The sequence below is a fragment of the Trichocoleus sp. FACHB-262 genome (assembly GCF_014696035.1).
Lineage (GTDB): Bacteria > Cyanobacteriota > Cyanobacteriia > FACHB-46 > FACHB-46 > Trichocoleus.
In genome coordinates this window covers 110512-135978 of the sequence record NZ_JACJPK010000034.1, presented here as the reverse complement: position 1 = coordinate 135978, position 25467 = coordinate 110512, and the positions used below count along the sequence as shown (strand labels likewise).

19 protein-coding genes are annotated in these 25467 nt (G+C 50.8%); 9 read left to right on the top strand and 10 right to left on the bottom strand.

Annotated features, from left to right (window positions below):
- Window positions 1-116 precede the first annotated feature (116 nt).
- Together H6F68_RS07005 and H6F68_RS07000 are read left to right on the top strand one after the other, a co-directional pair.
- On the top strand, window positions 117-623 hold the full coding sequence (locus H6F68_RS07005; RefSeq protein ID WP_190557635.1) for a hypothetical protein: 507 nt from the start codon (window positions 117-119) through the stop codon (window positions 621-623).
- A 105-nt stretch (window positions 624-728) separates the two neighbouring features.
- The gene (locus H6F68_RS07000) at window positions 729-2084 is read left to right on the top strand and encodes a serine hydrolase (protein ID WP_190557633.1); all 1356 of its coding nucleotides are present in this window, start codon (window positions 729-731) and stop codon (window positions 2082-2084) included.
- Between the two features lie 87 nt (window positions 2085-2171).
- Here H6F68_RS07000 and H6F68_RS06995 read toward each other — a convergent pair whose 3' ends face one another.
- Window positions 2172-2792, bottom strand: a complete 621-nt coding sequence (locus tag H6F68_RS06995; protein ID WP_190557631.1) for an SH3 domain-containing protein — start codon at window positions 2790-2792, stop codon at window positions 2172-2174.
- Between the two features lie 197 nt (window positions 2793-2989).
- On the bottom strand, window positions 2990-3658 hold the full coding sequence (locus tag H6F68_RS06990) for a methyltransferase (RefSeq protein WP_190557629.1): 669 nt from the start codon (window positions 3656-3658) through the stop codon (window positions 2990-2992).
- 75 nt (window positions 3659-3733) lie between these two features.
- On the opposite strand from H6F68_RS06990, the gene H6F68_RS06985 reads away from it, so the two are divergent.
- Window positions 3734-4744, top strand: a complete 1011-nt coding sequence (locus tag H6F68_RS06985) for a hypothetical protein (protein WP_190557627.1) — start codon at window positions 3734-3736, stop codon at window positions 4742-4744.
- A gap of 97 nt (window positions 4745-4841) precedes the next feature.
- Window positions 4842-5216 (top strand): BON domain-containing protein, encoded by a 375-nt coding sequence (locus tag H6F68_RS06980; protein ID WP_190557625.1) that lies wholly within the window; start codon window positions 4842-4844, stop codon window positions 5214-5216.
- A gap of 220 nt (window positions 5217-5436) precedes the next feature.
- Here the strand turns inward: H6F68_RS06980 and H6F68_RS06975 are convergent, their stop codons facing one another.
- Window positions 5437-9543, bottom strand: a complete 4107-nt coding sequence (locus H6F68_RS06975) for a CHAT domain-containing protein (protein WP_190557623.1) — start codon at window positions 9541-9543, stop codon at window positions 5437-5439.
- A gap of 612 nt (window positions 9544-10155) precedes the next feature.
- Here H6F68_RS06975 and H6F68_RS06970 point away from each other — a divergent pair.
- The 3 genes from H6F68_RS06970 (at window position 10156) to H6F68_RS06960 (ending at window position 14786) form a co-directional block, all read left to right on the top strand.
- Window positions 10156-12858, top strand: a complete 2703-nt coding sequence (locus H6F68_RS06970; RefSeq protein ID WP_190557621.1) for an EAL domain-containing protein — start codon at window positions 10156-10158, stop codon at window positions 12856-12858.
- A 406-nt stretch (window positions 12859-13264) separates the two neighbouring features.
- Entirely contained in the window at window positions 13265-14494 is a 1230-nt protein-coding gene (locus H6F68_RS06965; protein ID WP_190557619.1) for a hypothetical protein, read from the top strand.
- Window positions 14495-14642: 148 nt separating this feature from the next.
- Window positions 14643-14786 (top strand): hypothetical protein, encoded by a 144-nt coding sequence (locus H6F68_RS06960; protein ID WP_190437752.1) that lies wholly within the window; start codon window positions 14643-14645, stop codon window positions 14784-14786.
- Between the two features lie 138 nt (window positions 14787-14924).
- On the opposite strand, the gene H6F68_RS06955 is transcribed toward H6F68_RS06960, so the two are convergent.
- Both H6F68_RS06955 and H6F68_RS06950 read right to left on the bottom strand, forming a co-directional pair.
- A complete protein-coding gene (locus tag H6F68_RS06955; RefSeq protein WP_190557617.1) occupies window positions 14925-16151 on the bottom strand; it encodes an HhoA/HhoB/HtrA family serine endopeptidase in 1227 nt (408 codons plus the stop codon).
- Between the two features lie 134 nt (window positions 16152-16285).
- Window positions 16286-16897, bottom strand: coding sequence for a hypothetical protein (locus H6F68_RS06950; RefSeq protein WP_190557616.1), 612 nt, complete (start codon window positions 16895-16897; stop codon window positions 16286-16288).
- Window positions 16898-17251: 354 nt separating this feature from the next.
- Here H6F68_RS06950 and H6F68_RS06945 point away from each other — a divergent pair, with 354 nt between their 5' ends.
- Together H6F68_RS06945 and H6F68_RS06940 are read left to right on the top strand one after the other, a co-directional pair.
- Window positions 17252-18754, top strand: a complete 1503-nt coding sequence (locus H6F68_RS06945) for a serine/threonine-protein kinase (RefSeq protein WP_199299952.1) — start codon at window positions 17252-17254, stop codon at window positions 18752-18754.
- A gap of 401 nt (window positions 18755-19155) precedes the next feature.
- Window positions 19156-20520, top strand: coding sequence for a proton extrusion protein PcxA (locus H6F68_RS06940; RefSeq protein ID WP_190557614.1), 1365 nt, complete (start codon window positions 19156-19158; stop codon window positions 20518-20520).
- A gap of 143 nt (window positions 20521-20663) precedes the next feature.
- Here the strand turns inward: H6F68_RS06940 and hpsU are convergent, their stop codons facing one another.
- From hpsU to H6F68_RS06915, 5 genes are all read right to left on the bottom strand, one after another.
- Window positions 20664-21314: a hormogonium polysaccharide biosynthesis acetyltransferase HpsU gene (gene hpsU / locus H6F68_RS06935; protein ID WP_190557612.1), complete on the bottom strand. Its 651-nt coding sequence runs from the start codon at window positions 21312-21314 to the stop codon at window positions 20664-20666.
- Window positions 21311-22267, bottom strand: coding sequence for a glycosyltransferase family 2 protein (locus H6F68_RS06930; RefSeq protein ID WP_190441554.1), 957 nt, complete (start codon window positions 22265-22267; stop codon window positions 21311-21313). The genes hpsU and H6F68_RS06930 overlap by 4 nt, the downstream gene beginning before the upstream one ends.
- 68 nt (window positions 22268-22335) lie before the next feature.
- Window positions 22336-23343: a UDP-glucose 4-epimerase GalE gene (gene galE, locus H6F68_RS06925; protein WP_190557610.1), complete on the bottom strand. Its 1008-nt coding sequence runs from the start codon at window positions 23341-23343 to the stop codon at window positions 22336-22338.
- 30 nt (window positions 23344-23373) lie between these two features.
- Window positions 23374-24345 carry a glycosyltransferase family 2 protein gene (locus H6F68_RS06920; protein ID WP_190557608.1) on the bottom strand — a complete coding sequence of 324 codons (972 nt, stop codon included), beginning with the start codon at window positions 24343-24345 and terminating at the stop codon, window positions 23374-23376.
- 233 nt (window positions 24346-24578) lie between these two features.
- On the bottom strand, window positions 24579-25298 hold the full coding sequence (locus tag H6F68_RS06915; RefSeq protein ID WP_190557606.1) for a hypothetical protein: 720 nt from the start codon (window positions 25296-25298) through the stop codon (window positions 24579-24581).
- Between the last annotated feature and the right edge of the window lie 169 nt (window positions 25299-25467).

Below are 25467 nucleotides of genomic sequence, written 5' to 3'. Positions count from 1 at the left end.
TCATTAATCTCCAGTTGCTAATCTGATTAAGGCCTCTGTGCTACACCGACCTTTGCAGAAGTGAGTGATGAAGTTGGTTGTGATTGATCAGCAATCAACTTCCTCCCTGGAGATGAATGAAACGATTGCAGCCCCAAACAAATTCTCGTCGCTGTCGAGCTATAGCTGGCTTGCAGCATCTCGCCTTAGGCTTTTGCTGCCTCTTAGGCAGTTTTAGCGCGATCGCTCCTGCAACTTTAGCGGAAACCCAACAACTCAGTTTTACGCTCAACACCGTCGGCAACCAAAGCTTTGATGATTTGATGCAGCAGGCGGAATCGTTGGCTCGAAACACAATTGAGCAAACTTTTGCCAACAACCCTGAGACGACAGCCGTTGCCGTGAGTGTGCTAGGGGAGCGCAATGGTCAGGAAGTGCCGCTCCTCTTGACCAACGTCTCGCGTGTGAGTTGGCAGCAACAGCCAAGATTGCAACCCTGGACCAAATATTTCAGCCGTCCTTCCATTACGCTCCTAGGCTTCTTAGAGCCGCAAACTACTCAACCTGCCACCGCAACGGCTAGCTTCGTCTCCCAAACCGCCAGAAGCCGATTGGAAGATACCCCTGGCTTTCGAGATGATTGAACTTGAAGATAGGGCTAGCAACAATTTGCAGTTTGTAATTTGAAATCCTAGCGAGTGAGTTGTTACGCTGGAATGAACTGCTGCTAGATCTCGCGAGAGGGAGACATGGCACCTCATCTAGGCCAAGATACGGGGCAAGATACGAGGCAAACAGATATAAGCGCCTCGCAGTCGGCGATCGCGACCTACTTAGACACTCATTTTGCCACCGAGCGATTTATGGGGGCGGTGTTGGTAGGACAAAGAGGAGAGGTCCTGTTTAGCCAGGGATATGGGATGGCTAACTTGGAACATAGCGTGCCCAACACAACCCATACCAAGTTTCGCTTAGCCTCGCTTACAAAGCAGTTTACCGCTGCCGCAATCCTGCAATTACAAGAACAGGGTTTGCTGGATGTGCAAGCAGCGATCGCCTCTTATCTTCCTGACTATCCGAACGGCGATCGCATTACCATTCATCAATTGCTGAATCACACGGCTAGTATCCCTAACTACACTGCCTTTCCAGACTATGCAACCCGAAAACGTCTGTCTATGTCTGTGGCAGAGGTAGTGGCTTGGTTCAAGGACAAACCGCTGGAGTTTGAACCTGGAGATCAACATCGTTACAGCAACTCTGGGTACACCTTGTTGACCCACATTTTAGAAACGGTTTCTGAGCAGCCCTATGCAGAGTATGTGCGATCGCACCTTTTTAAACCTTTGGGAATGACGAGTTCAGGGTATGACACTGATTGGGATATATTGCCGCATCGCGCCTCTGGTTATGACTTGACAGATACAGGGTACGGTAATGCTGAGTTTATTGATATGTCAGTGCCAACCGGGGCGGGGGGACTGTATTCAACGGTGGAAGATCTCTATAAGTGGGACCAAGCATTGGATACAGAAGCCGTGTTGAGCGATCGGGCCAAAGCTCAGATGTTTGCCCCAACAGTGCCAGTGAGTGAGGCAGGGGAGAAGGTTTATTACGGATACGGCTGGATTGTGGCTGAGCAATTGGGCCGTAAACATATCACTCATGGCGGTAGCATTGATGGATTCTGCACGATTATTTCCCGGTATCCCGATGACCAAGTAACGGTGATTGTGCTGTCCAACGTGAGTAATGCGGCAGTGGCGGAGATTGGTGCTGGTTTAGCAGCGATCGCATTCGGAGAGCCTTATAAGTTGCCTAAGGTATATCAAGAAGTGGCGATCGATCCGGCGATTTATGCAGGTTATGTGGGCGAATATCAGTTAGCCCCAGAAAAGATTTTGGCGATTACGGCAGAATCAAACCAACTTCTTGTTCAGCTTACTGGCCAGGGAAAACTCAAAATTTACCCCACTTCTCCAACGCACTTTTTCTTAAGGATTGTGGATGCTCAGTTGACTTTTGAGGTAGATGAGCAAGGTCAAGCTCAGAAGATAACTTTGCATCAATCTGGTCAAGATTTGCCAGCGCCTAGAATGCCTTAATAAGGCTGTTATTCTCCAAACTTTAGATCGTCTAGGAGTCAAGGCTCAACGGCTAACACGAAGATTAGCAACCAAAGCCACAGATCTTTATCGAATACCGATGCTTACTTGAAAGCCGCCTGCACCGTCGCGCCTTGCCTCTGCCCGCACCAACCCCACACGTACCAAGTAATCTCCATTGCTGGGTACGTTCCCTGTCCAGTTCGTCCCCACATATAGGGTTTCTCCTTGGGGGCTGAGCACAGCAATCTGCATATAGGTGCTATTGCTGCGTAGATCAACAGTCATCCGCTGGCCTGCTCGCGCATTCAAGAGATAGTCTCGCGTTTCATATCCTCGAACACTGCCGTTAACAGTGGCAGCAGAAGTTCCTGGCGCAAAAGAGACTCGCTGGACAGGATTGCCGTTGCCCCTGTCGAGCATCAGCAAGTCATTCCGCACCCATCCTCTAACTTTGGATTTGGAAAACTCTACATAGTGCCAAGCGTAACCATCTGTACCACGAGCTGATCTCAGAATTTGGACGCGATCGCCTGGTATGCCATAACTAGGGGCAGGTGCACTAGTAGAGGGTTGCGATCGCACGTTGATTTGGCTTCCTGGGTTGCCTCGCAGTGTCCCCATTTCTATTTGTGCCAATGCTGGTAAAGCCAAACACAGGGACAACACCAGACCACCCGCCATTGATGAAATCGATCTCAATTTCATAACTTATCCGTTTGAACTGTATTCCACCTATGGAATCAGCAACGTACAGTTCTTTTTCGGGAATGGCTGGGGTTCTTAATTTAAGATATTGTCACTAAATCTAGCTGCTGTACATTCAGGCCAATCGTGCCATAAACCTCAAAATAGCCTGCTACAGGGATACGCAGGATGCAGGTAGGAAGAGGAAGCCAGGGAAACTAAATCTGCGACAGAGCATGAATATCTACTGACAACGTTAGCTCCCGCCAAGCGACTGGGTTGGTGATGGTTTGCAACTGGAAATTATGCTCGGCTGCCAGCTCAAGAAACTTCTTGGCAATCGGGCGTTGGGGGTCGCTGATATAGGCAGTGCCGCTGGGAGTTAGCAGTTGAGCGATCGCCTGCAAAATGGGCGCATGATTCCGCTCCTCATAAAGCACATCAGCCGCCAAGATGTAGTCGAACTGTTGGGTTAGGGTGATGTCTCGCCAGTCGAGCCATTGGGTAGCGATCGCGACTTGATTGGCGGAGGCGTTGAGTTGGGCAAAGTCTAACGCTTCGGTAAAGTAGTCTGTGGTGAGCATCTGGGCTCCAGCGATCGCGCCTGCCACACTCACCACCCCTACACCAGACCCTAACTCCAAGCAACAAGCTTGCTGAAACTGAGGGTGAGTCAGGACAAATTCAGCCAAGGCGATCGAAGCAGGCCAGATTTCGGCCCAGTACGGCATCCGCTCGTCTTTCTGGAAGTCGTCGGGGTCAATTTTGTCTAGAAGTTCGTAGTTGTTGGCGACATTAAAGATGATCAACTGTTTGCCAGCGATCGCATAGGTGGTTTCAGCTAATTGGTACTCACTTGCTAGCTGTTTCTGAAGTGCTTGATTCATAACTAAATGTGACTGCAACAGGGAGCAGAGCGGTTAAGCTAGCCTGCAAAGCATTTTGATTCTGAGCCTCTAGTTATGGTACAAGCTGCCGACAATCTAATCACTCGCCGCATCTTCGATGCACAAACACTCGTCACCGCATTTCCACCTCGTTTTTACGACCCCAACAAACAGCTTGTCTACGAAATAGCCTGTCCGACGGGGACCGTGCATCAGGGTCAAATTGTCTTTTCTCGCTGGCGCAAGATTAGCTGGCCTGAGACATTAGACCCCGCCCAATCTCAAACGGTCTATGAACCAAGGCCAGACTACTTTAGTTATGAGCCGTTACCGTCTAGCAATTCTGCGGTGGAATGGTACCTCAACTTTGCCCATTACGACTTGTTTTGTGCCTATGACGGGCCTTTGTTTGCTCAAGATGAGATGCAAGTGTCCGAACATCCAGCCTTAGGTTCACTACGAGAAGCCTTGCTAGCCTCTGACATAAAACCCCTCGCTGTCGAGAATGGCGAACCCACACCAGCCCTGATCATGGGAGTTGAGCGACGTTGCGCGATCGCCACTAATCCTAACCCTGAGCGCGATCGTCCCTACGGTCTTTATGGCAACAACTTTGCTTTAGCGAGTGCAGCAGCCATTGAACAAGCAACCCAAGTGCTGAATCCACCCACCATCACCAATATTCTGGCAATGGAAGCACCTGCGGGCGGCTATGGCACATACAAACTCAAAGAGATTGAATACATCCTCAGCACAGCCTTTACAGGATTTACCGCCGCCCACGTGGAATCGCAGCTTAATGTAGATCCCGCCCGTGAAGTAGTAATCCACACCGGATTCTGGGGTTGTGGAGTCTATGGTGGTAATCGCATCCTCATGGCCTTGCTACAGACGTTAGCCGCTCGGCTAGCCCAAATCGATCGCTTGGTTTTTCACACCGCTAATGCCAGCGGTACAGAAGACTTTACTAAAGCAGTTGAAATCATGCCGCAGTTAGTCCCAGCAGGTAATCCAGTTAAAATCTCAAACTTGATCCAAGCAATTGAAGCCATGAGATTTGAATGGGGCATCAGCGACGGCAACTAGAGTATTGGTGGTAAGGCGATCGCTAATTTGCCCTGATTTGCCTGATTTTCTCCTCAAACTCCTGTAGAGTCACTTGGTTTATTTTGAGGAAATAAAAATGGGTTGGTTAGATCGCATCTTTGGCCAAGACAAAGCCGCTGCCGCACCCGCAGCACCCGCAGCAACTCCATCCGCTCCTACCTCAGCACCTACACAGACTGCCGCTCCTGTCCCAGAAACCATTCCGCCCGAACGAATTGGATTGAACGGCGAATATGACCAAAGCGGCTTAGCCAAGCGAGTCGCTCAAGCCTTCGATCGCGACCCCAACGTTGGCGACATCGAAACCCTCTGGGTCGCTCAAACAGGCAGCACCATCGTCCTCAAAGGTACAGCCCCCAACGAGCAAGAACTGCAAACAATGGTCGCGATCGCCCGTACCATCAACGGAGCCACAGACGTAGACACCAGCCAAGTCACCATCGGCGACTAAAAAAAGATAGTTCGCGACTAACAAACATGTCTAACGAATAAACATCGAAACACCCACAACAAAACTCGTTTGGAGGGGGTCTGGGGGACGCAACCGTCCCTCAGCGGGGGTTTGGGGGCAAGCGCCCCCAAGCATTTGACTTTCGTCAAGGGACACAACTGTAGATAGATGGGGTTGTGTTGAACAGGCTTTACCCGTCCAACACGAACATAGTAGGCACTTACCAAGGACTCCCAATCATCGTAAAAGCCGACCAATAGTAAGGATTAGAGAGATCCTTCGTGCCCAACTCCGCTAACTCCGGCGGCAGCGTCACACTCTCACTAGCACTTTCCAACTTACCTCGGTCTACTCGAACCTGACCGCGAATCATCGCCAACTGAGCTTGGCGTAACGCCTCCGTCTTGATCGGTGCAGTCTTGAGTTTTTGATAAAACTCCGTCATCAGGGCCAGCGTCCCCTCATCATCCACCGCCCATAAACTCGCCAGCACCGACTTCACCCCCGCTTGGTACGCTACCCCCGCAAACCCTAACTCTGCTTGGCGATCGCCCAATGCCGTCCGACAAGAACTCAGCACCAACAACTGCACAGGCGGATCATTCCAACCCAACTCAGGTAAATCAGTCAGACTTAGTTTCCGATCCCAAAGCTGAATATAAGAGTTGCTAGGGCTACCTGGCTGAAACTCCGCATGAGTCGCCAAGTGGATAATTTCAAACGGTTGTTTTTGCCGCTGTGCCTCCAAATTTCTCAGCGTAAACGCTTCATTCAAGAACGATTGTCCCGCCCAGCCCGCTTGAATCGCTGACAACTCCACAGGCACCGCAGGCAACGGTTTTTGGTCCTGAAACTCAGAAGCTCCCATCGCTAGCACTTCCGACTGCTTCAAACCTTGGTAAAGTGTTTCAGTCAAGCTCAAGCTCGGCATAATGCCCAAGCTATATTGCTCCACCAAGAACTGCTGCCCACTATGCAACGCCGCAATTGGCAGCGATCGCAGCCCCTCATCCATAATGAAGGCAATATTTTCCACTTTTCTGGCTTTCAACTCGGCCTCCAGAGGGGCCACAAGCCATTGATAAAGCTGTTTTGCCGCTGGCAAATAATTTGTCGTATCGCGGTTAGCAGGGTCCGTCAGGTCGTCGCGAAACTGCTGCGCCATCTGTAACACTTTCGCTCGTGATGCCCCCGGAATGCGCTGGCGGATTGGGTTGCCCTTGGCCGTAATCAGAATCAGTTCCAGTTGATCGTCGTCGCGCGGTTGAGGCTGACTAGGGTTAGCCGCTAAGGCTTGACCTGGTAGCAGAGCCGCTGGCACGAACGTGGCATACAAGATTGCGGGTTTCACTCCGGTGGCTCGCTCAACCAAATCCAGGTGCTCGCAAATATCAGTCAAATTGTTGTTGGGGCCGCGCCTAGGTTTGCTGAGATAAGTCTCAAATTCCTGGCTCAGCCGCTCCTCCAAAGCGTAAATGTCCAAATCCAACGAGTTGCAAGGTAAACTGGCTAACTCCAAAGACAAGCGTCGGGGTGGACCTTCTAGAGGGGCCGCTAGCTCTGAGCGGGAAGTAGGTGGTGGCGGTGATACTGGCGGCTCTGGCACGGGCGGTGGTAGTGGTGACACCGGCGGCTCTAGCACGGGCGGTTCTGGTACCAGTGGTGGCACTGGTGGTAGCGGTGACACCGGTGGCTCTGGTGGCGGCTCTGGTGGTGGCGGTGGACTGCCAATGTTGATAGCGATCGCTGTAGGAGTTGATAGCGACACAGCATCACTTGCCGCGAGGGTAAAGGCGGTGGCTGGCCCTGTGGCCCCCGGAGCAGGGGTATAAACCAACGCATCACCGGGAGCCAGCGCGGTTGTCCCAGGTATGACAGGCACTCCATTCACGGTCAAGGTTCCAGCCGGAACGGAGTTAATCACCAGCGCCATATTGTCTAAGTCAACATCAGCCAAGGTAGGAGCTAAGTCGGCGTAGGTGAAAGTGATCGGCGTTTCAAACGCGGTGTTCGGCAGAGTGGGGGTAGATCCCAGAGCGGGGGGCGTATTCACCGAAGTGATGCTGATGCCATTGGGTGTACCACTGGCTAAACCACCCGTCGCTAAAATTGGAAAACTTCCTGTCGTTAAAGGAGCAGTCCCCGCATTGACCGTTCCTAAAAGACCATTGAGTGGAGTTCCGGCATTGACAGTGAACGGAAGATTAGCGGCACCGCCCGCCGTTTGAATCGCTACCCCACCATTGTCAGCCGAGCCAGTGGCATCGATTGTGGCTCCATTCGGTAGTGCCACCAACCCGCTCACTGTCCCCCTCGTCGTGGCGATCGCGACATCTCCCCCGGCTCCTCCGCCCAGCCCCAGGTTGATGCCGCGGCTGTCGATGGTATCGAAGCGAATATCACTAATGGCACTCAGGTTAACTGGTCCCCCAGTCGGTGTCGTTAAACCACTAGCAGAGGTATTGATTGCCCCCACGCTGAGGGTGTTGGTTGCGGATAACTGAACTGCTCCCCCCGTGGTGGTGCTGCTGGTGTCAATATTACCCAGGTTGAGATCAGTTCCAGAAATGGTCAGCGATCGCCCACCCGTCCGAATCGTGTTGTTAGCTGGCATGGAGAAGGAACCTCCTCCCACGCCATCGACATCAGCAGTGAAAGTAATGGCACCCACACCGATCGCAAAGCTGAGATTTGTATCAGAGAGCGGGTTGATCAAAATATTATTGGTCGCCTGCAAAACCACATTGGTATTACCTGCCAAGCTTTCCAATGCTGCCTCGGAAATGGTGAAAAGAGCGGCACCGCCATCTCCTGCCAATATTTGCCCATCGGCTAGTTGAGCATCATCTGGGCCACCTGCCCCCGCCACGACTGTAATGTTGATAGGGTCGAGCAGCAGGGTGCCTGTCTGGCCCTGAGGGGCACTGAGGTCTGCTTCCCCACGAAACAGCAGAGTTTGCTTACCCGAAACCTCTGCCGATCCGCCCTGACCCGTACCTGCACCCCGCGCATTAATTTTGCCAGAGAATCCGGTCGTGCCATCTGCCCAAACTACAACTTGGCCGCCGTCTCCGTTTTGGTTAGCGTTGGCATTCAAAACCGTGCCAGAGCTGATGTCAGTGCGAGCAGCATTGGGCAGGGGGCCTTTGCCTTGGTAGTTGCCACCTACCAGGATATTGCCGCCTTTTGTCGTGCCCGATGCTTCTAGGGTTGCGCCAATTACACCGACGCGATCGCCTAACACTCTCACTGTGCCGCCTACCGCCCCAGCCGTATCCAGTTTCCCTGCGACCAATGCAGTTCCCGGAGCCACATCCAGCCCAACGCCAGAACCGCTGAGCCTAACTTGACCATTGGCATTTACACCGATCTGGGTAGCATTGCTGCCGTCGCCGCCTGTGAGTAGTTCTGGCAACGTCGGAATCGGGAATGTCCAAGCGGTTGAGTTGGCGCTAGCCGGAGGCTGAACTTGCAAGCTCAGTAGACTTCCAGATTGACTTAGTTGCACCAAACGCTGACCTGGGACAGCCGCGACGGTAATTTCACCCGCTGGCGCTGTCAGGTTTCCGGTGTTAACCACGGTGCCCCCGATCAAGCTGAGCGGCTGACCTGAACCGACCGTTAAATTGCCACTATTCGCGATCGCCCCTGGTTGCGACATCGTAAAGGCCAAGCTGGTGGGGTTGCCATCTAAAGTTGCATAGTTGTTGCTGCCCGCCGCGTTGAACCATTGGTCGCCAAAACCCACAGCATTTGCGGTGGTCGCCGTAAAAGCAGCAGGCAAGTTAAGACTGGCGTTGGAACCAAAAATGATGCCAGCAGGATTGATCAGATACAAATTGGCATTGCTGCCACTGACCTGAATTAAGCCTTGAATCCAAGAAGCTTCACCTCCCACCACGCGCGCCAGAATATTCTGAATGTCAGGAGTTGCGAGAAAATTGGCAATTTGGCTTGGGCTTAACCCAAACTGACTAAAACTCTGAAAGAGATTGCTGCCGTCGCCAGAACGCTGTCCTCCAGTAATGTCGTAGCGATCGCCGCTCGGTGTGACGACAGTTCCTACCCCATCTCCCGCCGGAACAATGGCCTGCGCTAGAAGTTGAGTCTCCTCAGGGCTAGTCAGGGTATTGCTGCTAGTGATTGTTTCAGGCCCAAAGGTTTCAGGAGCACTGGGGCCAGCCAGAGCCCTAGCAGGCGGAACGATCGCTGTACTTTGGGGCAGCGTTGGCGAACTGAGCGCGATCGCTTTTGCAGTTGGGGCGCTTTGGGCAGCAGTGGCAGCAGCGGCCAGAGGTAGTTCGGGCGGCAGAATTGGGTAGAACATACTTCTCCAGTGTCTAGGACACGCCAGAACCGTTTTTCGGTCGGGATTCAGTTTACTAGATCTGGTTATTAGATCTGGATATAGATACGGAATCAACCTACTCCATCAGGACTGAATGGTTCGTGGAGTGTAGAGAATTACAGCATTCTTAGTTTAGAGGTGGTTAAAGTTAAAAGACTGGAGATTTCAATCGGTTTTCGCTAGGTTAGGCCGTCTAAAGTACAAATACTTGTTATTTCACCGTGGCACTGTAATTGATTTTTTCCTTGCGATAGAACTTCCTGAATGCCGCGTTTGGCTCAGAAATAATAAGTTACCGTCTCCTACAGTCTGCACTTGCAGGATTGACCTCAGAGAGCGTTGAGTCTAAGTGCTGACAATATCCTAATTGCCTACCCAGACCTGATTACCAACCGGAATTACCAACGGAGCAGAACCATCGCTGCATCCCATTTCCGCGAAACTGTCGAGATCACGCATAGCCTAGCTGTGTCGGTTGAGTTAGATTCGAGCAGGTTGTGAGCAAAACACACAAATAGCTTTAGTCCTTGGCTTAGCACCGATTCAGCCTTAATTGAAATCAGTTCCTTAATTCGCTTGAAGACCTGTGCTATGTGGAAAGCTTTTAAGCAAAGGGTGATTAGTCACTGGTGGCAACCACGATGGTGGCAACAGGCGAACCAAGCCAGTGCGAGGGCGCGATCGCAGTTTGTTCCCGGACTGCCCACGATCGCGATCGCTAGCTTGCTAGTGACTGGAGGGCTATGGGGTATCAAGCAATTGGGTTGGTTGCAATCCCTGGAACTCGTAACGTTTGATCAAATGATTCGGCTGCAACCAGATCGTGGCGTTGATCCCCGTTTGTTGATCGTTGCGATTACCGAAGCAGATATTAGCGATCGCCGTAAGTGGCCACTTCCCGATCAGGTAATAGCGCAGGCATTAGCCAACCTCCAGCAACACCAGCCCAGCACCATCGGGTTAGACATTTTTCGCGATATCTCTACGGCTCCGGGGCAGCAGGCTTTGGCAAAGCAGTTGCAACAATCTAATGTGTTTGCCATTACCTACCTGGGGAACAACAAAAGCGAGCGAGTATCAGCGCCGCCTCAAGTTCCAGAAGAGCGCATTGGTTTTAACGATCTCCTGACCGATCCAGATGGAGTGGTGCGCCGGAGCTTGATGTTTACTGCAGATGACAGCGAGACTAGTTTCACCTCATTCTCGCTCCAACTCGCTGTCGATTATCTCAAGCGCAGTTGTGCTCCACCTCAAACTGCAACGAGCCAAAGCAGCCAGAACAGCCAGAACAGCCAACAACAATCTGTGGCGTCAGCTCCCAGCCCTTGCTCTAACCCACTCGAACAATTGACCAAGACAGAAGAATATCAGCTAGGTAAAGCGATTTTTCCCAAGTTGCAAGCAGATTCAGGTGGCTACCAAACGATTGATGCCCGTGGCTACCAATTCTTGCTGCGTTATCGTTCGGCTAGCCAACCCGCTCGGCAAGTCACTTTACAACAAGTGTTGCAGCAGCAGCTAGATCCCAGTTGGGTCAAAAACAAAATTGTTTTGATCGGGACGACTGCTAACAGCGTCAAAGATTTGATTTATACCCCTTATAGCAAAGTGGCGAGTGAACAGCGGCAGATGCCAGGGGTGATGGTTCACGCGCAAGCCGTCAGCCAAATTCTCGATGCTGCCAATGGCGATCGCTCACTGTTTTGGTTTTGGCCTCAATGGGGGGAGGCTCTGTGGATTTGGGGTTGGGCGCTGACAGGAGGGCTTTTAGCGTGGCGTTTGCGGCACCCGTTAGCTTTGGGGTTGGCGAGTGCGATCGCCATTGGCAGCGGTTTTGGCGTTTGCTGTTTCATTGTGGCGCAAGTCGGTTGGGTGCCTTTTGTGCCACCTGCCTTGGCTTTAGTCATGACTGGAGGCGCGATCGTGACTTATCGGGCGCTCTACGCCAGCCGACACGATACCCTCACAGGGTTGCCCAACCGCACACTGTTTCTCAAACAGTTGCAGCGAGATTTGCAACGCAGTCAAGCCAACTCTGAACTTGGGTCTACCCCAGCAGAAGCCTGCTTAGCGGTTCTGTTTTTAGATTTGGATCGCTTCAAGGTGGTGAACGACACTATGGGACACCAGATGGGCGATCGCTTACTGGTGAATGCGACTCAACGAGTGCGAACTTGCCTGCGATCGCACGATCTATTGGCCCGCGTAGGCGGAGATGAGTTTGCCATCTTGCTCAGATCTCTGCGAGATGTGCATGAAGCGACCGCGATCGCTGAGCAGATTCAGCAGGTGATGATACCTCCTTTCCGATTGAACGGTCAGCCCGTCTTCACCAGCGTCAGCATTGGGATTGCCTTGAGCGAAGCGGAATACAACTATCAATCAGAGGACTTGCTACGGGATGCTCACACTGCTCTCTACCGAGCCAAAACTTCCGATAAAGGCGGCTACGAAGTGTTTGCCAGTGGGATGCACCTACAAGTGGTGCAACGGTTTCAGCTAGAAGCAGATCTGCGTCGTGGTCTGGAGCGGCAAGAATTTCAGTTGCACTATCAACCGATCGTATCGCTCGCAACAGGCAGAATTGTTGGGTTTGAAGCGCTGGTTCGGTGGCGACATCCTCAGGAAGGGTTGGTGTTTCCAGCCGCGTTCATTCCCGTTGCCGAAGAAACCGGGTTAATTGTGGCCTTAGGACAGTGGATTTTGCAAGAAGCCTGCCAACAGTTACGTCACTGGCAAGATCAATTTCCCAGCGATCCTCCCTTGATGATCAGCATTAATCTCTCTGGGTGCCAGTTTGCTCAACCTGATTTAGCGGCTCGGATTGAAAAAATCTTGCATACGAATGGCTTGGATGGGCACAGCGTCAAGCTGGAGATTACTGAAACAGTAGCCATGAAGGATGTGGAATCAACGATTGGGCTACTGCTGCAACTCAGGTCGTTGAATCTACGCCTAAGCATTGACGATTTTGGTACGGGCTATTCTTCACTCAGCTATTTGCACCGATTCCCCGTGGACACGCTCAAAGTAGACCGCTCTTTTGTGAGTCGGATGAGCGATACCAGCGAAGATGCCACCATTGTTCAAACTATTACCATGCTGGGGCATACCTTGGGGATGGATGTGATTGCCGAAGGTGTGGAAACCGCTGCTCAGCGGACTAAGCTGCAAGCCTTGAACTGCGAGTATGGTCAGGGCTATTTGTTCTCCAAACCCCTAGATCCTGAAGGAGCTACCGCCCTCTTAGCCGCCCAGTTTCAACCTTGGGGCACTCGTTATCTCACTAACTAGCTGCCTTACTGGAGGAATTCTAGTCAACAGTGCGATCGCCTGCCTTCCTTTGCGTTTCATCCAGCGGCCACGATGCTCGCTAGTGCTAAGGAGGATGAAACTATCCGTTGATCAGATGCGTCTAGGGGAGAGTGCCTAAATGCGCTCAATACTGGCTCTGAGCGATAGCAAAACGGGGCCTATCTCCGGGGGGTTTTGAGGAAGAAATTCTATGTTTAAGCTGGTAATTACTTCCTCCTGCCGTAGACGATTGAGAAACTGTCCTGTATAAGACAGTTTCTTTTAACAATTATTTTAAGATCTGCCTCATCTCGTTAGCTTGGCTGAGCTACTTCAGGAAGCATGTTTCGGCCCAGTCTTTTCTATCCTCTATCTGGACTTGGAGGTGCTAGCCAAAGTGAACCACATGATTAGCCCACAGGAGCAAAAGCTCTACAATCACTTGCTGGAATGTGCTGAAGCAGAAACGCCTCGCCAATTGATCGAGCGGTTTCGTTGCTTATTCATTCATGGCAGGGGCTATCCAGATGCAGATATGCAAAAGTTGGTGGAGCAGCTAGCAGCTTCCGACCTAGCCGAGCACAGTTTTCCGTTTATTCTAAATCGCTGTTGCTATATCTGCATTAACCGTTGGCAGTGGCAACCCCGGACTCAGGCCGCGATTCCAGAGCTAGTCGCTCTTTTTGATATTGCGCCCAAGCAAGTCTACTGTCGGATTGCGAAGCGACTGCAAGAGTTAGCCCAGCGCTTTGTGCAAACCGATCTCTATGCGGCCTTACAGCTTCTGTCACAGGTAATGCAGAGACCGCCAGAGCCTTGTACTTCTGTAGGCAACCAACCGCTGAAAGACCTGATTCACCGTTATCCCTATTTATATGATCACTGCTTGCTGACAACCGGAAGTGGGGGAGAGCAACAGCAAGTGATTCGGCAACTGAGAACCCAGCGGCAGCGCCAGTTTGACTTAGATTTGTCCAAGTACATCATTGGTCAAATTCGTCAGTCTCAAGGCATGGGGAAACTAAACCGCGTCGGAGATGGCCTGGGCGATCGCCTGATTGTAGTACCAGCCAAAAACCCAACTTTACTAAGTGATGTAGAGCTGGATGTGGCCTTAAAGCAGTTTGCGGGTGGCACTTATCGAAATGCGGCTCAGCAGTTTACGACTTACAGCCGTACCGCGCATTCTTATCACGAATTCAAAGATGACTTTTATGAGTATCTAACTGCCGCGATCGATCCTCGCTATGGCAAGCGCTACTTTAACGACCAGTTGTATGCCCAGTTGCAAAACATCTTGCCAGACCACCATACTGAGGCGCTCAATCATTCACTGATTGTTAGCACTTGCCGTAAACTCCTTAACTTCTTGGTGGTGAATAACTCTGACCAAGTTCAGCATTTTGTTTTAGTCGATCTCATGAGTAACATGGGAGTGACCTCCACGATTGGGCTGTTGCTGAAGATTGTCTTGTTCTGTGGTGGCGCTAAGTCTTATCTAGAAAAACTGTTCGCTATCTTGTTCCAGCATTACCAGAGACACACCACGGATGGAGTTGAGTGGCTGGTCAAGGCTTTGGAGAATTTGAATGTAGCTTTTAGCACTCACTTTAATGGCGCTAACTTGAGCTATTAATTCAGAGCCAGAGGCCAGGAACCAGAATAGCTCAGACTGTTTGGCTCCTTTAAACCTTGGAAAAGCTTCAACTGCTGACACGAATCATTAAAAATCCTTAACAATGGAGAAGCAAACCTTCTGGAAACCGCAGCGTTCACCCATTGTTATGGCTACTAGTTCAAACGATCGCAAGAAACGGATTATGGAGCATCTAGCTCGCAGTACTGGAAAATTTACCCAGCCTAGTTCGCAAAACTCGGACCAACGCAAGCAACAAATTCTCGACCACGTTCGCAGAACCAAGGGCTAATTTCTAGATTTAACCGAGTCATTTACTAGTTGTTGACTGTCATTTATGTTTGCGATCGCTGTTTCTTGGTGCAGAGCCAGGAAGGAGCGATCGCAAAGTTTTAAGTAGAGATCGCGTTGTAGCAACTGGGCGCAGCACTTACTCGGTGGGGGCAGGTAAAGGTTCGGGCACGACGGAGACTTGTAAGGAGCGATCGCCTCGTTGAAGTTGAATCGGTAATGGACGCCCCACGCCACTCTGCTCGACTAAGCGCTGGACTTCATCAGGTGAGCTGACAGGCTGGTTGTTAATTTGCTGGAGCACGTCTCCTGGCTGAATCCCCACTTTATCGGCGGGCGAATTGGGTCCTACTTGCAGAATTAGAATCCCTTCCTCAGCTGGAATCTGAATGTTGCGGCTCTCTAGTTTTTCTCGCACTTCCGGGGTCAGGGCTACCAGTTGTACACCCAGGTAAGGATGTAGAACTTTTCCTTGAGTGATCAGGGTTTGGGCGATCTGTTGCGCTGTATCAATCGGAATGGCAAAGCCAATGCCTTGAGCGCCGCCAATGATGGCCGTGTTGATACCAATCACTTGACCGCGAGCATTCAGCAATGGCCCGCCGGAATTGCCTGGATTAATTGCCGCATCGGTTTGGATAAAGCCAATGCGTTTGTCTGAGACTCCAATATCACTGCCAGAGCGATCGGTGGCGCTGACGACTCCTAAGGTTACGGTTTCCTGCAAGCCTAAGGGGTTGCCGATCGCGATCGCCCACTGCCCTGGCCGGACATTTTTAGAACTCCCCATTTCTACCGTGGGCAGATTGGTGGCCGGAATCTTGACGACAGCAATGTCTGTCACTGGGTCCGCTCCTAACACCTTGCCCTCATAGCTCTGCCCGCCTGGGAAGGAGACTGTCACGACATCCGCTTGGTTAACCACATGAGCATTGGTCAAAATTTGGCCGTCAGCACTCATGACAAAACCAGAACCTGACCCGCGAATCACTCGTTCTCTCGGTGCTTCTGGTCGCCCACCAAAAAACTCTCGCAGAAAAGGGTCATTCAAGCCACTTGGGGCTCGGTTTCTTACCCTTTGCGCTGTGTCGATCTGCACGACCGCAGGTTCTACCCGCTCCACAACTTCTACAACAAAGTTGGTGTCTTCAGCAGTGGGAGTCAGCGGACGGTCAGGAGTTTCATTCTTGACGTTGCCTACTCCTTGCTCTGTGCGCGGCTGCGAGGGTAAAAGCCTACTTGCTGGTGTGCAACTGCCCAGTAGTAGCATGCTCATCCCTACCAGCGGTAGGAAACGGGAAAGCGTACTTTTAGAGACTGGGTTGGAGTTGAGCAAAACTTTCAGCAGCGCAGGTTTCATCTTCATCAAAATTTGGCTGGCGATCGCGACAATGATGCTTTGTGAGCATCAACTAAAACTTAGCCTTTTTGTAGCAGTCGTGACTAAACTTCTTGCCTGAAAGGGAAGTGCTACCCTCCTAGCTCAAAAAATGGCCCGGTTCAAAAAATTGGATTTTGACCTGGATTGACGGCGCAGATAAAGTCACTTCCTAGCTCTAGCCAGCCTTGCGGATAAGAAGTTGCTGGCTGTTGATTGGCTCCGAGCTGCAAAATGACTTGCAGGAAGTCTACGCGCTCGTGTTTGCTGAGGCCCACCCAATCGGCTCGCTGGGCAATCGGCAGAACCTCGCTAGCAGTAATGCGATCGCTCTCTTTGCCGTGATTAGTCACTAAATAAAAATCCATCCCAACTGTGACTTGAGACCAAAAATCTAAAATTTTGGGCTTGGCTTGCTTGAGTACTGCCACATCACTAGGGAGCGCGACAAGCTGCTCTGCCACTTCCGGAAACTCCAAGGTTTGGTCTTGCACGCTTAATTGTCGCCAGACAATTCCAGAGACTTGATGCTCAATTTGGTAGCGATGCACCGCAGCCCGGAAGTCTCGGTAGGCACTAAATTTTTGAATCGCTTCTGTATTGAGGAATGGAGCTACAACTGGATTCGCTTCCGCACCAGTGGCAGCCAAGTTGAGCCGCTGACCATTGAGACAAGCGCGGTACTCCTCTGCCAAAATCCTGAGCAAATCTTCTGTGGTATAAACCGTTGACATCAACCTAATTTGTCTTCTAAAAAGCAAATCGTTGAATTGGAAGCAGTCACAAGCCCTACAGCACTACATTAGTGCGAGCTACAAGCTGTTGTACAGCATTTGCTCCATCACATAGCCTGATCCAATGATCGCAAAATTTCTTGGGGATCTCAATGGACACCAAGCGTCGGGGCCAGGACTGAGTTTTGTTCTAGCTTTTTTGGGTAAGCCAAACTTTAACCAGCTCATCAAGGCACGATTCCAGCGATTAGCCCCCCCTGTAAGGGCGCAACGTCTAGAATAAAGCTGCCATGCACTAATATCAGCGGCACTGGCAAAAGCAAATTAGTGGCTTTATACAGGCACGACGCAATCATGCAGGCTGGACAAATTCTCCAGGGGCGCTATCAACTCCAACAACCGCTGGGGCAACCATCAGGGCAGACCAGCCAGCAAAATGCCGCCCGCCAAACGTGGCTAGCGATCGATTTGGCATCTAACCAAGCCACAGAAACCCCAAAACCAGTAGTAATCAAGCTCCTAGGCTTCAACCCGCAACTGCAATGGGACAACTGGAAGCTATTTGAGCGCGAAGCCCAGATTTTGCAACAACTTGACCATCCACGAGTGCCTCGCTGCCATATGCAGTTTTCGCTGGAACCAGTAGCAGGTGTGGCTTGGTTTGGTTTTGTCCAAGACTATATCCCTGGCACTTCTTTGCAACAGTTGCTAGATCAGGGGTATCGCTTTACGGCAACTGAAGTCCACCGATTTGCTAGCCAAGTTCTCGAAATCTTGGCAGATTTGCACAGTCAGTGCCCACCTTTATTACACCGGGATCTCAAGCCCAGCAATCTGATCCTGACGCCAGAACAGCAAATTTATCTGGTGGACTTTGGTTCTGGACAAAACCAAGCGATCGCCCCAGGTAGTAGCTTCACAGTCGTAGGCACCTACGGCTACACCCCGATGGAGCAGTTTGGGGGTCGCGCTGTCCCTGCTTCCGATTTGTACGCATTGGGTGCAACTTTAGTGCATTTGCTCACAGGCGTTGACCCGGCTGATTTACCTCAGCAAAATTTGCGGCTGCAATGGCAGGCTCAGGCTCCTAGCGATCTCAGTCCTGCCTGGACTCAGTGGATTGATACCCTAATCGCCCCTGCCGTAGAACAACGCTTTTTAACGGCTCAACAAGCTCTAGCGGCTCAACCCCGTGTAGAGGCGATCGCTGATCCGGTAGGCTTGGTAGCTCCTACTGTTACAGATCAGAGGGCGATCGTAGCCCCACCCGCTACCAGTCAAATTCGCATCCATCAGTCTTCTACCACCTTTCAAGTTGAAATCGCTCCTACAGCAGATTGGTCTGCCTCAGCGCGATTCAGTGGCAGGCTATTACTAACGATGGGGATGCTGTCTTTACCGCTCTGGCTGGCGGTGCTGGCTGTTGTGCCCCTAGCTCCTCTGGCTGTCTTTCCAGAAACGATGCTGCCGTTGGTCGTTAGCACGCCATTTCTTCTGTTCTTACACGCATTTTTCCTAGCTGGGTTGGGTATCTTTACTTCCTTAGGGCAGGAGGCGATGCAGCTAGGGCAACTCATCCAAGGTCAGCAGTCGCTATCTTTAACTCAGCATTGTTTGGCGATTGAGTCTCGTTTGTGGGGGATGAGCTATCGCTGGCAGCATGAACCCACGCGAAATATTCAGCAGGTCAGAAAAGCGGCTCTAGGTAGGATTGCTTTGCAAGCACTCGGTAAAACCCATCTCTTTGGCCTCGGCTTAGCAGCCGCAGAACAAGAGTGGCTAGTTCAGGAAATGCAAGCCTGGCTTCAAACTTACGTTTCGGTACCTAGTCAAGTAACTGAGTCAAATGAGCTGTAGGCTTATAACTTTTTTGTCAGGCTGGGGCATGAAGCTGAAGTAGTTAGGTCTCGGGAATAGACATAGACTCGTGAAGATGCTACGAATGCTAAGTTAAACGCTAAGCTCAAGACTAGAGCAATCCCAAGGGGTTGTGAAAGGTGCATCCTACCGACCTGATAAATTATTTAGGACTGCTATATCAGCTTAAAAAGTGACGATCGCCACTTTAAAGTGTCAGTAGATCAGTGTAGATTCTTACAGCCTATAGAGTTAGAATAGCGAATCTATATACCGCTTCATTGTCCATATTACTGGCTTGATTGATTGCAGCGACTTGACATGAATTTAGGAATAAGTTTTTGCCAAAAAACTGCATTGAATGATTCAAAAGCATAGGAGATTGTGAAAAACTTTTCACTATGAAAACGTCTACGTTGGCAAAACTGAGAAACTATGTACTTACTGCCAGCAGTTGGCTGTTCAATACACCTGAAAGATCCCTAGATCAAGCCTACGATGCTGCTCTCATGATCAAAGCCATTGAAGATGAGCACTTTCAGGGAAACAGAATCTCTGTCCGCTCAGATGGTTTTAGCAGTAATGTTTCCTCCTACTTTCAAGCCGAGCTGAGAAAATACCTCAATATTGCTAGATTTAGGCTGACCGAATTTAAAGCAAGTCGCCTATTCGTTGATCTCTCTAATCAAACGACCAACGGTTTTAAATCTACTAATAACTCTCCTGAACAGTTAGCGTATGAAGCGAGAGATAAGGCAGCTATTATCCTCGAAAAGCTAAGGTTTATTGATGAAGTTTTAGCTCGCTACAGCCCACAACGTCCTGCTCCGATCCCTCAGGCTCCACCTACTACTTCCTTGGTGCCTGTAGCGCCAACTCTGCCAACAAGAGTGGAGAACCCAAATAATACAAATGAGTGGGTCCGTTCATCTACGGTACCTGCGCCCGCTACTAAAGTTGATAAAGCCTCAGAAGGACCGAATATTGTTCCTCGATCGATTCTGAGAACTTTTATCCGCTTGAGGCGAGATTTAGACCCTAAATCAGAAGCAGAAGTAGTAGAGAATTTTCGCAATACTAAAGCGCGAACTATTATCTCGATTCGGTTTATTTTATTAGTTATTCTGATTCCTCTACTCACCCAGCAGGTTACTAAAAACTTCTTCATTGGGCCAGTCGTCGATCGCTTTAGAGATCATAAATCTGCCGAGATCTTCTTGAATCCAGATATGGAGGAAGAGGCCTTTATTGATCTGCAAAAATTTGAGGAAAGGCTGAAATTCAAGAGTTTAATTGGTACTGCTCCAAGACTGACTGGAGAAGACATTGAAACCCAAGTCAGAGAGAGAGCGGTAGAACTGGCAAGAGAATATAGCGATCGCAGTGCCAATGCGATTAAGAATGTCTTTGCTGATCTTTTATCCTTGATTGCTTTCGCTTGTGTGATCACCGCCAGTAAGCGAGAAATTGCAGTCGTCAAAGCCTTTATGGATGAAGTCGTTTATGGGCTGAGTGACAGCGCTAAAGCTTTTATCATTATCTTGTTTACAGATATCTTCGTCGGGTTTCACTCTCCCCACGGTTGGGAGGTAATTTTAGGGGGGGTTTCCAGGCATTTAGGATTACCAGAAAACCACGATTTTATCTTCCTATTTATTGCCACTTTTCCAGTAATTTTGGATACGGTATTTAAGTACTGGATCTTCCGTTACCTCAACCGAATTTCTCCCTCGGCAGTTGCGACTTACCGCAATATGAATGAATAGTTTCTATAGCTGTTCTAAATTATGTGTGAGATTAGCGGGTTGTGAGGGGCACGCCCCTCACAACCCATTTGGGATGGCTATGGTCTTACGGGGTGATGTGAAAGTGGGACAAGGCTCAATTCCACATCACCCTCACCGCAAAATTAACAGGTCATTTGTCTGGGGTAATGAGGCCGACAAGGCGTACCCCAGCAAACCTGACCCTCAGGTAAGCTACTAAAGACACTACTGCGCGCACCCACCACAGCATTAGCTCCCACTTGTACGCCAGGGGCGATAAAACAGTCGGTAGCGACCCAAGCACCGTTGCCAATTGTAATTGGGGCCGTCACTAGCCCAAAGGCCGTGTCTTGAAAGTTGTGGCTACCAGTGCAAAGATACGACTTCTGCGAAATGACAGAGTGCTGACCGACTTGAATGCGATCGAGGCTGTAAAAAACCACATCATCCCCAATCCAGCTATAGTCCCCGATCGCGACCTTCCAAGGGTAAGTAAACCGAGCGGTAGGCCGAATTACCACTCCTACCCCAACCTCTGCCCCAAACAGCTTGAGCAAACTCCGGCGTAACCCATTGGCTGGGTGAGGCGTGAGCGGAAAGGCGATCGCCTGCACCAACCACCAGATCAGCACGTACCAGCCCGGACGACCGCGATCGAACCTAGATTGGTCGTAGCGCCGCAGATCCATCCAGGCTTCAGGTTCTTGCGCGGTCGGTTGACTGGTTTCGGTTGGAGGGTTGGCGATCGCGTCGCTGAGCTGAGGTTCTAGGCCAGGGTTGGGAGTAGAGGTCATAGAGGAGACTGGGTAGGCGCGGCTTCCGGTTGAGGTGCAGGTTGCACAGCTTTGGGCGTGCTGCTCGTGTTGAGCTTGCCACCACAATCACGTAATTCGTACAACTTGACTCCGATTTGGTACTCATACTGGCTCAATAAGCGCCCGTAGATGTAGCCCGCTTTGCCATCCAAAAAGCCTAGACGGATGATGTAGAACAAAATAAAGCGTAGCAGCGGCTTAAAGGGTAACTGTACCCAAATCTTTTTCAAGAAACGCTTGCGTTGGACCGAGTCGCCAAACAAGTTAGCGCCAATCGTGCCATCCTCACCATTACCCGTAAGCAAGTTGAGATAAACGCGAGCTTCCCAGTTGGAGTAGCGGTTGTGGCGCTCTAACCAGTGGAACAAGTCGCGGAAGTCTTCGTGCAGCATGTCGTTTTTCAGGTAGCCGACCTTGCCTTCTAAAACCACATGCTCGTGGACTTCGTTGTCCCCTGTGTTGCGGATTTCTTCGGTATTGAGGTTCTCGTAACGGCCCTTGGCGTGTCGGAACAAACGCAGGTTCCAGTCGGGATATTTGCCACCATGACGAATCCACTTACCCAGGAAAAACACTCGGCGATTGAGGTAGTAGCCGTTACAGTCGGGTTGCTGAATGACAGCCGCAATTTCATCCCATAGCTCAGGTGTAATCCGCTCGTCACAATCGACGATTAGCACCCACTCGTTGCGGAAGGGTAAATTTTCTAAAGACCAGTTTTTCTTTTTGGGCCAGCGACCATTGAAGTGGAATTGCACCACATTCGCGCCCAGGCTTTCGGAGATTTCGATCGAGCGATCGCTACTTTGAGAATCGACCACAAACACTTCGTCGGCTCTAGCAACGCTAGCCAGACAAGCTGGAAGATTTTCTTCTTCGTTTTTAGCCGGAATTAGAACGGAGACTGGAAGCTTGGAGAGCTTGGAGGTCATGGTAACAATGCCCAGGGTGAACGTGACAAAAAACGAGAAAAAGTAAATTGGAGATTAAACGGGGTCTATCAGTGACAGGTCCGATGGCGCTTCTGATGCCACTGCCAAGCGTGAGACAGAATATCATGCAGGCTGGAATATTGGGGTTGCCAATTCAGCAGCGATCGCGCCTTGTCGCCACTGCCAATCAAACTAGGGGGATCACCCGGGCGGCGATCGTGCTCAACGGCGGCAATAGATTTCCCAGTTACCTGTTGAGCAACTTCAATCACCTGCCGCACCGAAAAGCCATTCCCGTTCCCCAAATTAAATACCTCACTGTTGCCACCTTGCAGCAGATACTCTAACCCTAAAAGATGAGCCGTAGCCAGATCAGCGACGTGAATGTAGTCGCGAATGCAGGTGCCATCTGGCGTCGGATAATCAGTGCCAAAAATTGACACAGACTCTCGTTGCCCCAGAGCGGTCATGAGGACCAGGGGTAGTAGATGGGTTTCGGGGTTGTGATCTTCTCCCAGTAAGCCACCCGGATCGGCTCCTGCTGCGTTGAAGTAGCGGAAACACACAGACTTGAGACCATAGGCGACATCAAAGTCTGCTAATATCCGCTCCACCATTAGCTTACTCGCCCCATAGGGATTGATCGGCTGCTGCGGGTGATCCTCCGGAATCGGTACCGTTGTGGGAACGCCGTAGGTGGCACAAGTGGAGGAAAAAACAAACTGCTTAATCGAGGCGGCTAACATCGCTTCTAGCAGCGTCAACGTCCCCATGACATTGTTTTGGTAATACTTGGCTGGGTCTGTGACCGATTCGCCCACATAGGCATAGGCGGCAAAGTGCATCACCGCTGCAATGTTGTGAGTGGCAAAGACTTGGTCTAGGAGGGCGCGATCGCTAGTATCTCCCACCACAAGCTCAACTTTTAGCACCTGTTCTACCAAATCACGGTGCCCGTAGACCAAATTGTCTAGAACTACGACTTCGTAGCCCGCTTGCTGGAGTGCTAAGACCGCATGGGAGCCGATGTACCCTGCTCCACCTGTTACCAAAATTGTGGGTTTGGCTTCTGCCACGTGCAATCCCCCTTAATTTCCAGAACTTTGTTACGAGTCAGGTCGCTTAGTGCCTGAAGCACTGAGTTCAGGTTGTTTGCTGTCTGAGGTGGCTAGCATGCCTTGAATGACAGCCTGTAGATAACCAATTTGACAGTAAGCGTAGACAAAATTATCAAAGCGCTGAGCTGGGTCAGCAAAATATTTGACGGATTTATACAACCCTCGCACTAGACGCTCTCCACCCCGGCGTAGCTGGCCTGCTCCGGTACGGCCTGACACTTTTTCGCGGTAATGCTCACTAATTCCCTGCCACCAGCCTCGATTCAGGAACCAAGCAGCTTTGGTGCGCTCCAAAGAGACGTTGTGAGCCACTAGCGCATCGGGAATGTAAGCGACTTGCCAGTCTCGCTTTAAGGCTTGCTCAGTCAGGTAGAGCTCCTCATTGGAGAGGAGATTTTTGCCTACCCGTCCTAAATTGACATCAAACCCACCAATTTGATCTAAGAAAGTCCGACGCACCGAGTAGTTGAGGCCTCGCGGGGTGAGGTTGGGGTTTTGAATTTGGACGATCGCGTCACCTAAGTCATAGTCGCCCAAGTTTGCCGCCAATCCAGGAGACAACCAGCGCGGAGCCGTGACATTCGGAGGCCAAAGCAACGTCACCTTTCCACCCGCGATCGCGAGTCTTTCATTGCTTTGGTAAGCTCGATAAAGCGCACTCAGCCATCCTGGGCTAGCTTCCGCATCATCATCTAAATAAGCAATAATGCTACTTCTAGCCACCTTCGCCCCAGTATTGCGGGCGACTGAAAGACCGGGGACTGGCTCGTAAATGTATTGCAAGCGGGGATGAGACAAACGCGCTTCCACAATCTCGCGGGTGCGATCGGTAGAGGCGTTATCCACCACAATCACTTCAAAATGGGGGAAATCCTGCTCCAGCAGGCTATCAATTGCTGCACCTAAATATTGCTCCCGGTTGTGGGTACAAATTACGGCAGAAATCTGCGGATCAGGCATATAGTCAAGCTCCTGCAAGTCAGCTCTCAACACTTACGGATACTGAGTGATGCACTTGATTCAGTGACAACTCAGCTACAAAGTGGCTGTCTCAGCTATTTCTATTTACCTCATAAACCCGCAGTTACTAAGTCAATTTTTGATGAAGATATTTAAACTAGCGCAAAGATCCGACGAGGGGGCTGGATCAAAACGGGTCTAAGAATAGAGCCAAAGCCTTACGCAGGCAATACTTAGCGCTCTTGGATGTGACTGTGAAGCACGATCAGAGTTTTTGCGAGGCGACCTAGACGAGCTTCGAGTTGCCGCTTACGAGCTAAAAGTTGACGGAGGCGTTGATGACGAGCGATCGCTAAACCCACACTGGCAACCTGCTCTGGCGGACAAGGCTTGGACCAAACTTTGCCATCCCCGTCTAGACCACAGAGTTGATAACCGGGTTGAGGAGATTCACAAGTCACGTTAGTTTGCGGCATGTCGCAAAGTTCTGCCACGTAGCTCATCAGCGAGTCTACCTCTGCGGGTTGTACTCCTGCGGTTTCCTCAGAGCCTGCCTCTGGTTTGCGTGGGTGGGACTCTAGCCAACCGTCTACAATTGGCCCTTCAAGGTAAAGCTCTTGGATTTGCTGCACGACTTGATTCAGCGCCGTATACCAACCAGAAGCAGTCCCTTCAATTTCCTTAAGCAAGTTTAAGGCCAGCGCGGGATTAGCAGCATGGCGATGACTGGTAAAGTTAGGAACCTTGAGCCTTGGCAAGCTGGGAGTCTTGTCGTGGTCGGCGGGAAAAGGCTGCACCGCGATCGCTGCCTGACCTGGAGCAGCACTTTGGGGCTTGGAGCCGACCGTAAATGAATAGGCACGATTTCCAGAAGAGGCAGGTTGACCCGGTGCAGCAGCGGGGCCTTTTAGCTGATGGAGGGTTGCCTCGATTCGTTGTAGATCTGGGTTCATAATTTCGTTACCTTACTCCTAGAAATCCGCCCTGATGCGTCGCTCAATCTCTCTGCCGAAATTTCTCTGCTTAGGAGTTGAGTTTATCGTAACTTTTTGACTCCGCAAGCTATTTAACCGACATTAACCTTGACGGCATTGTAACTGGTGGCGATCGCAGAAAATTATA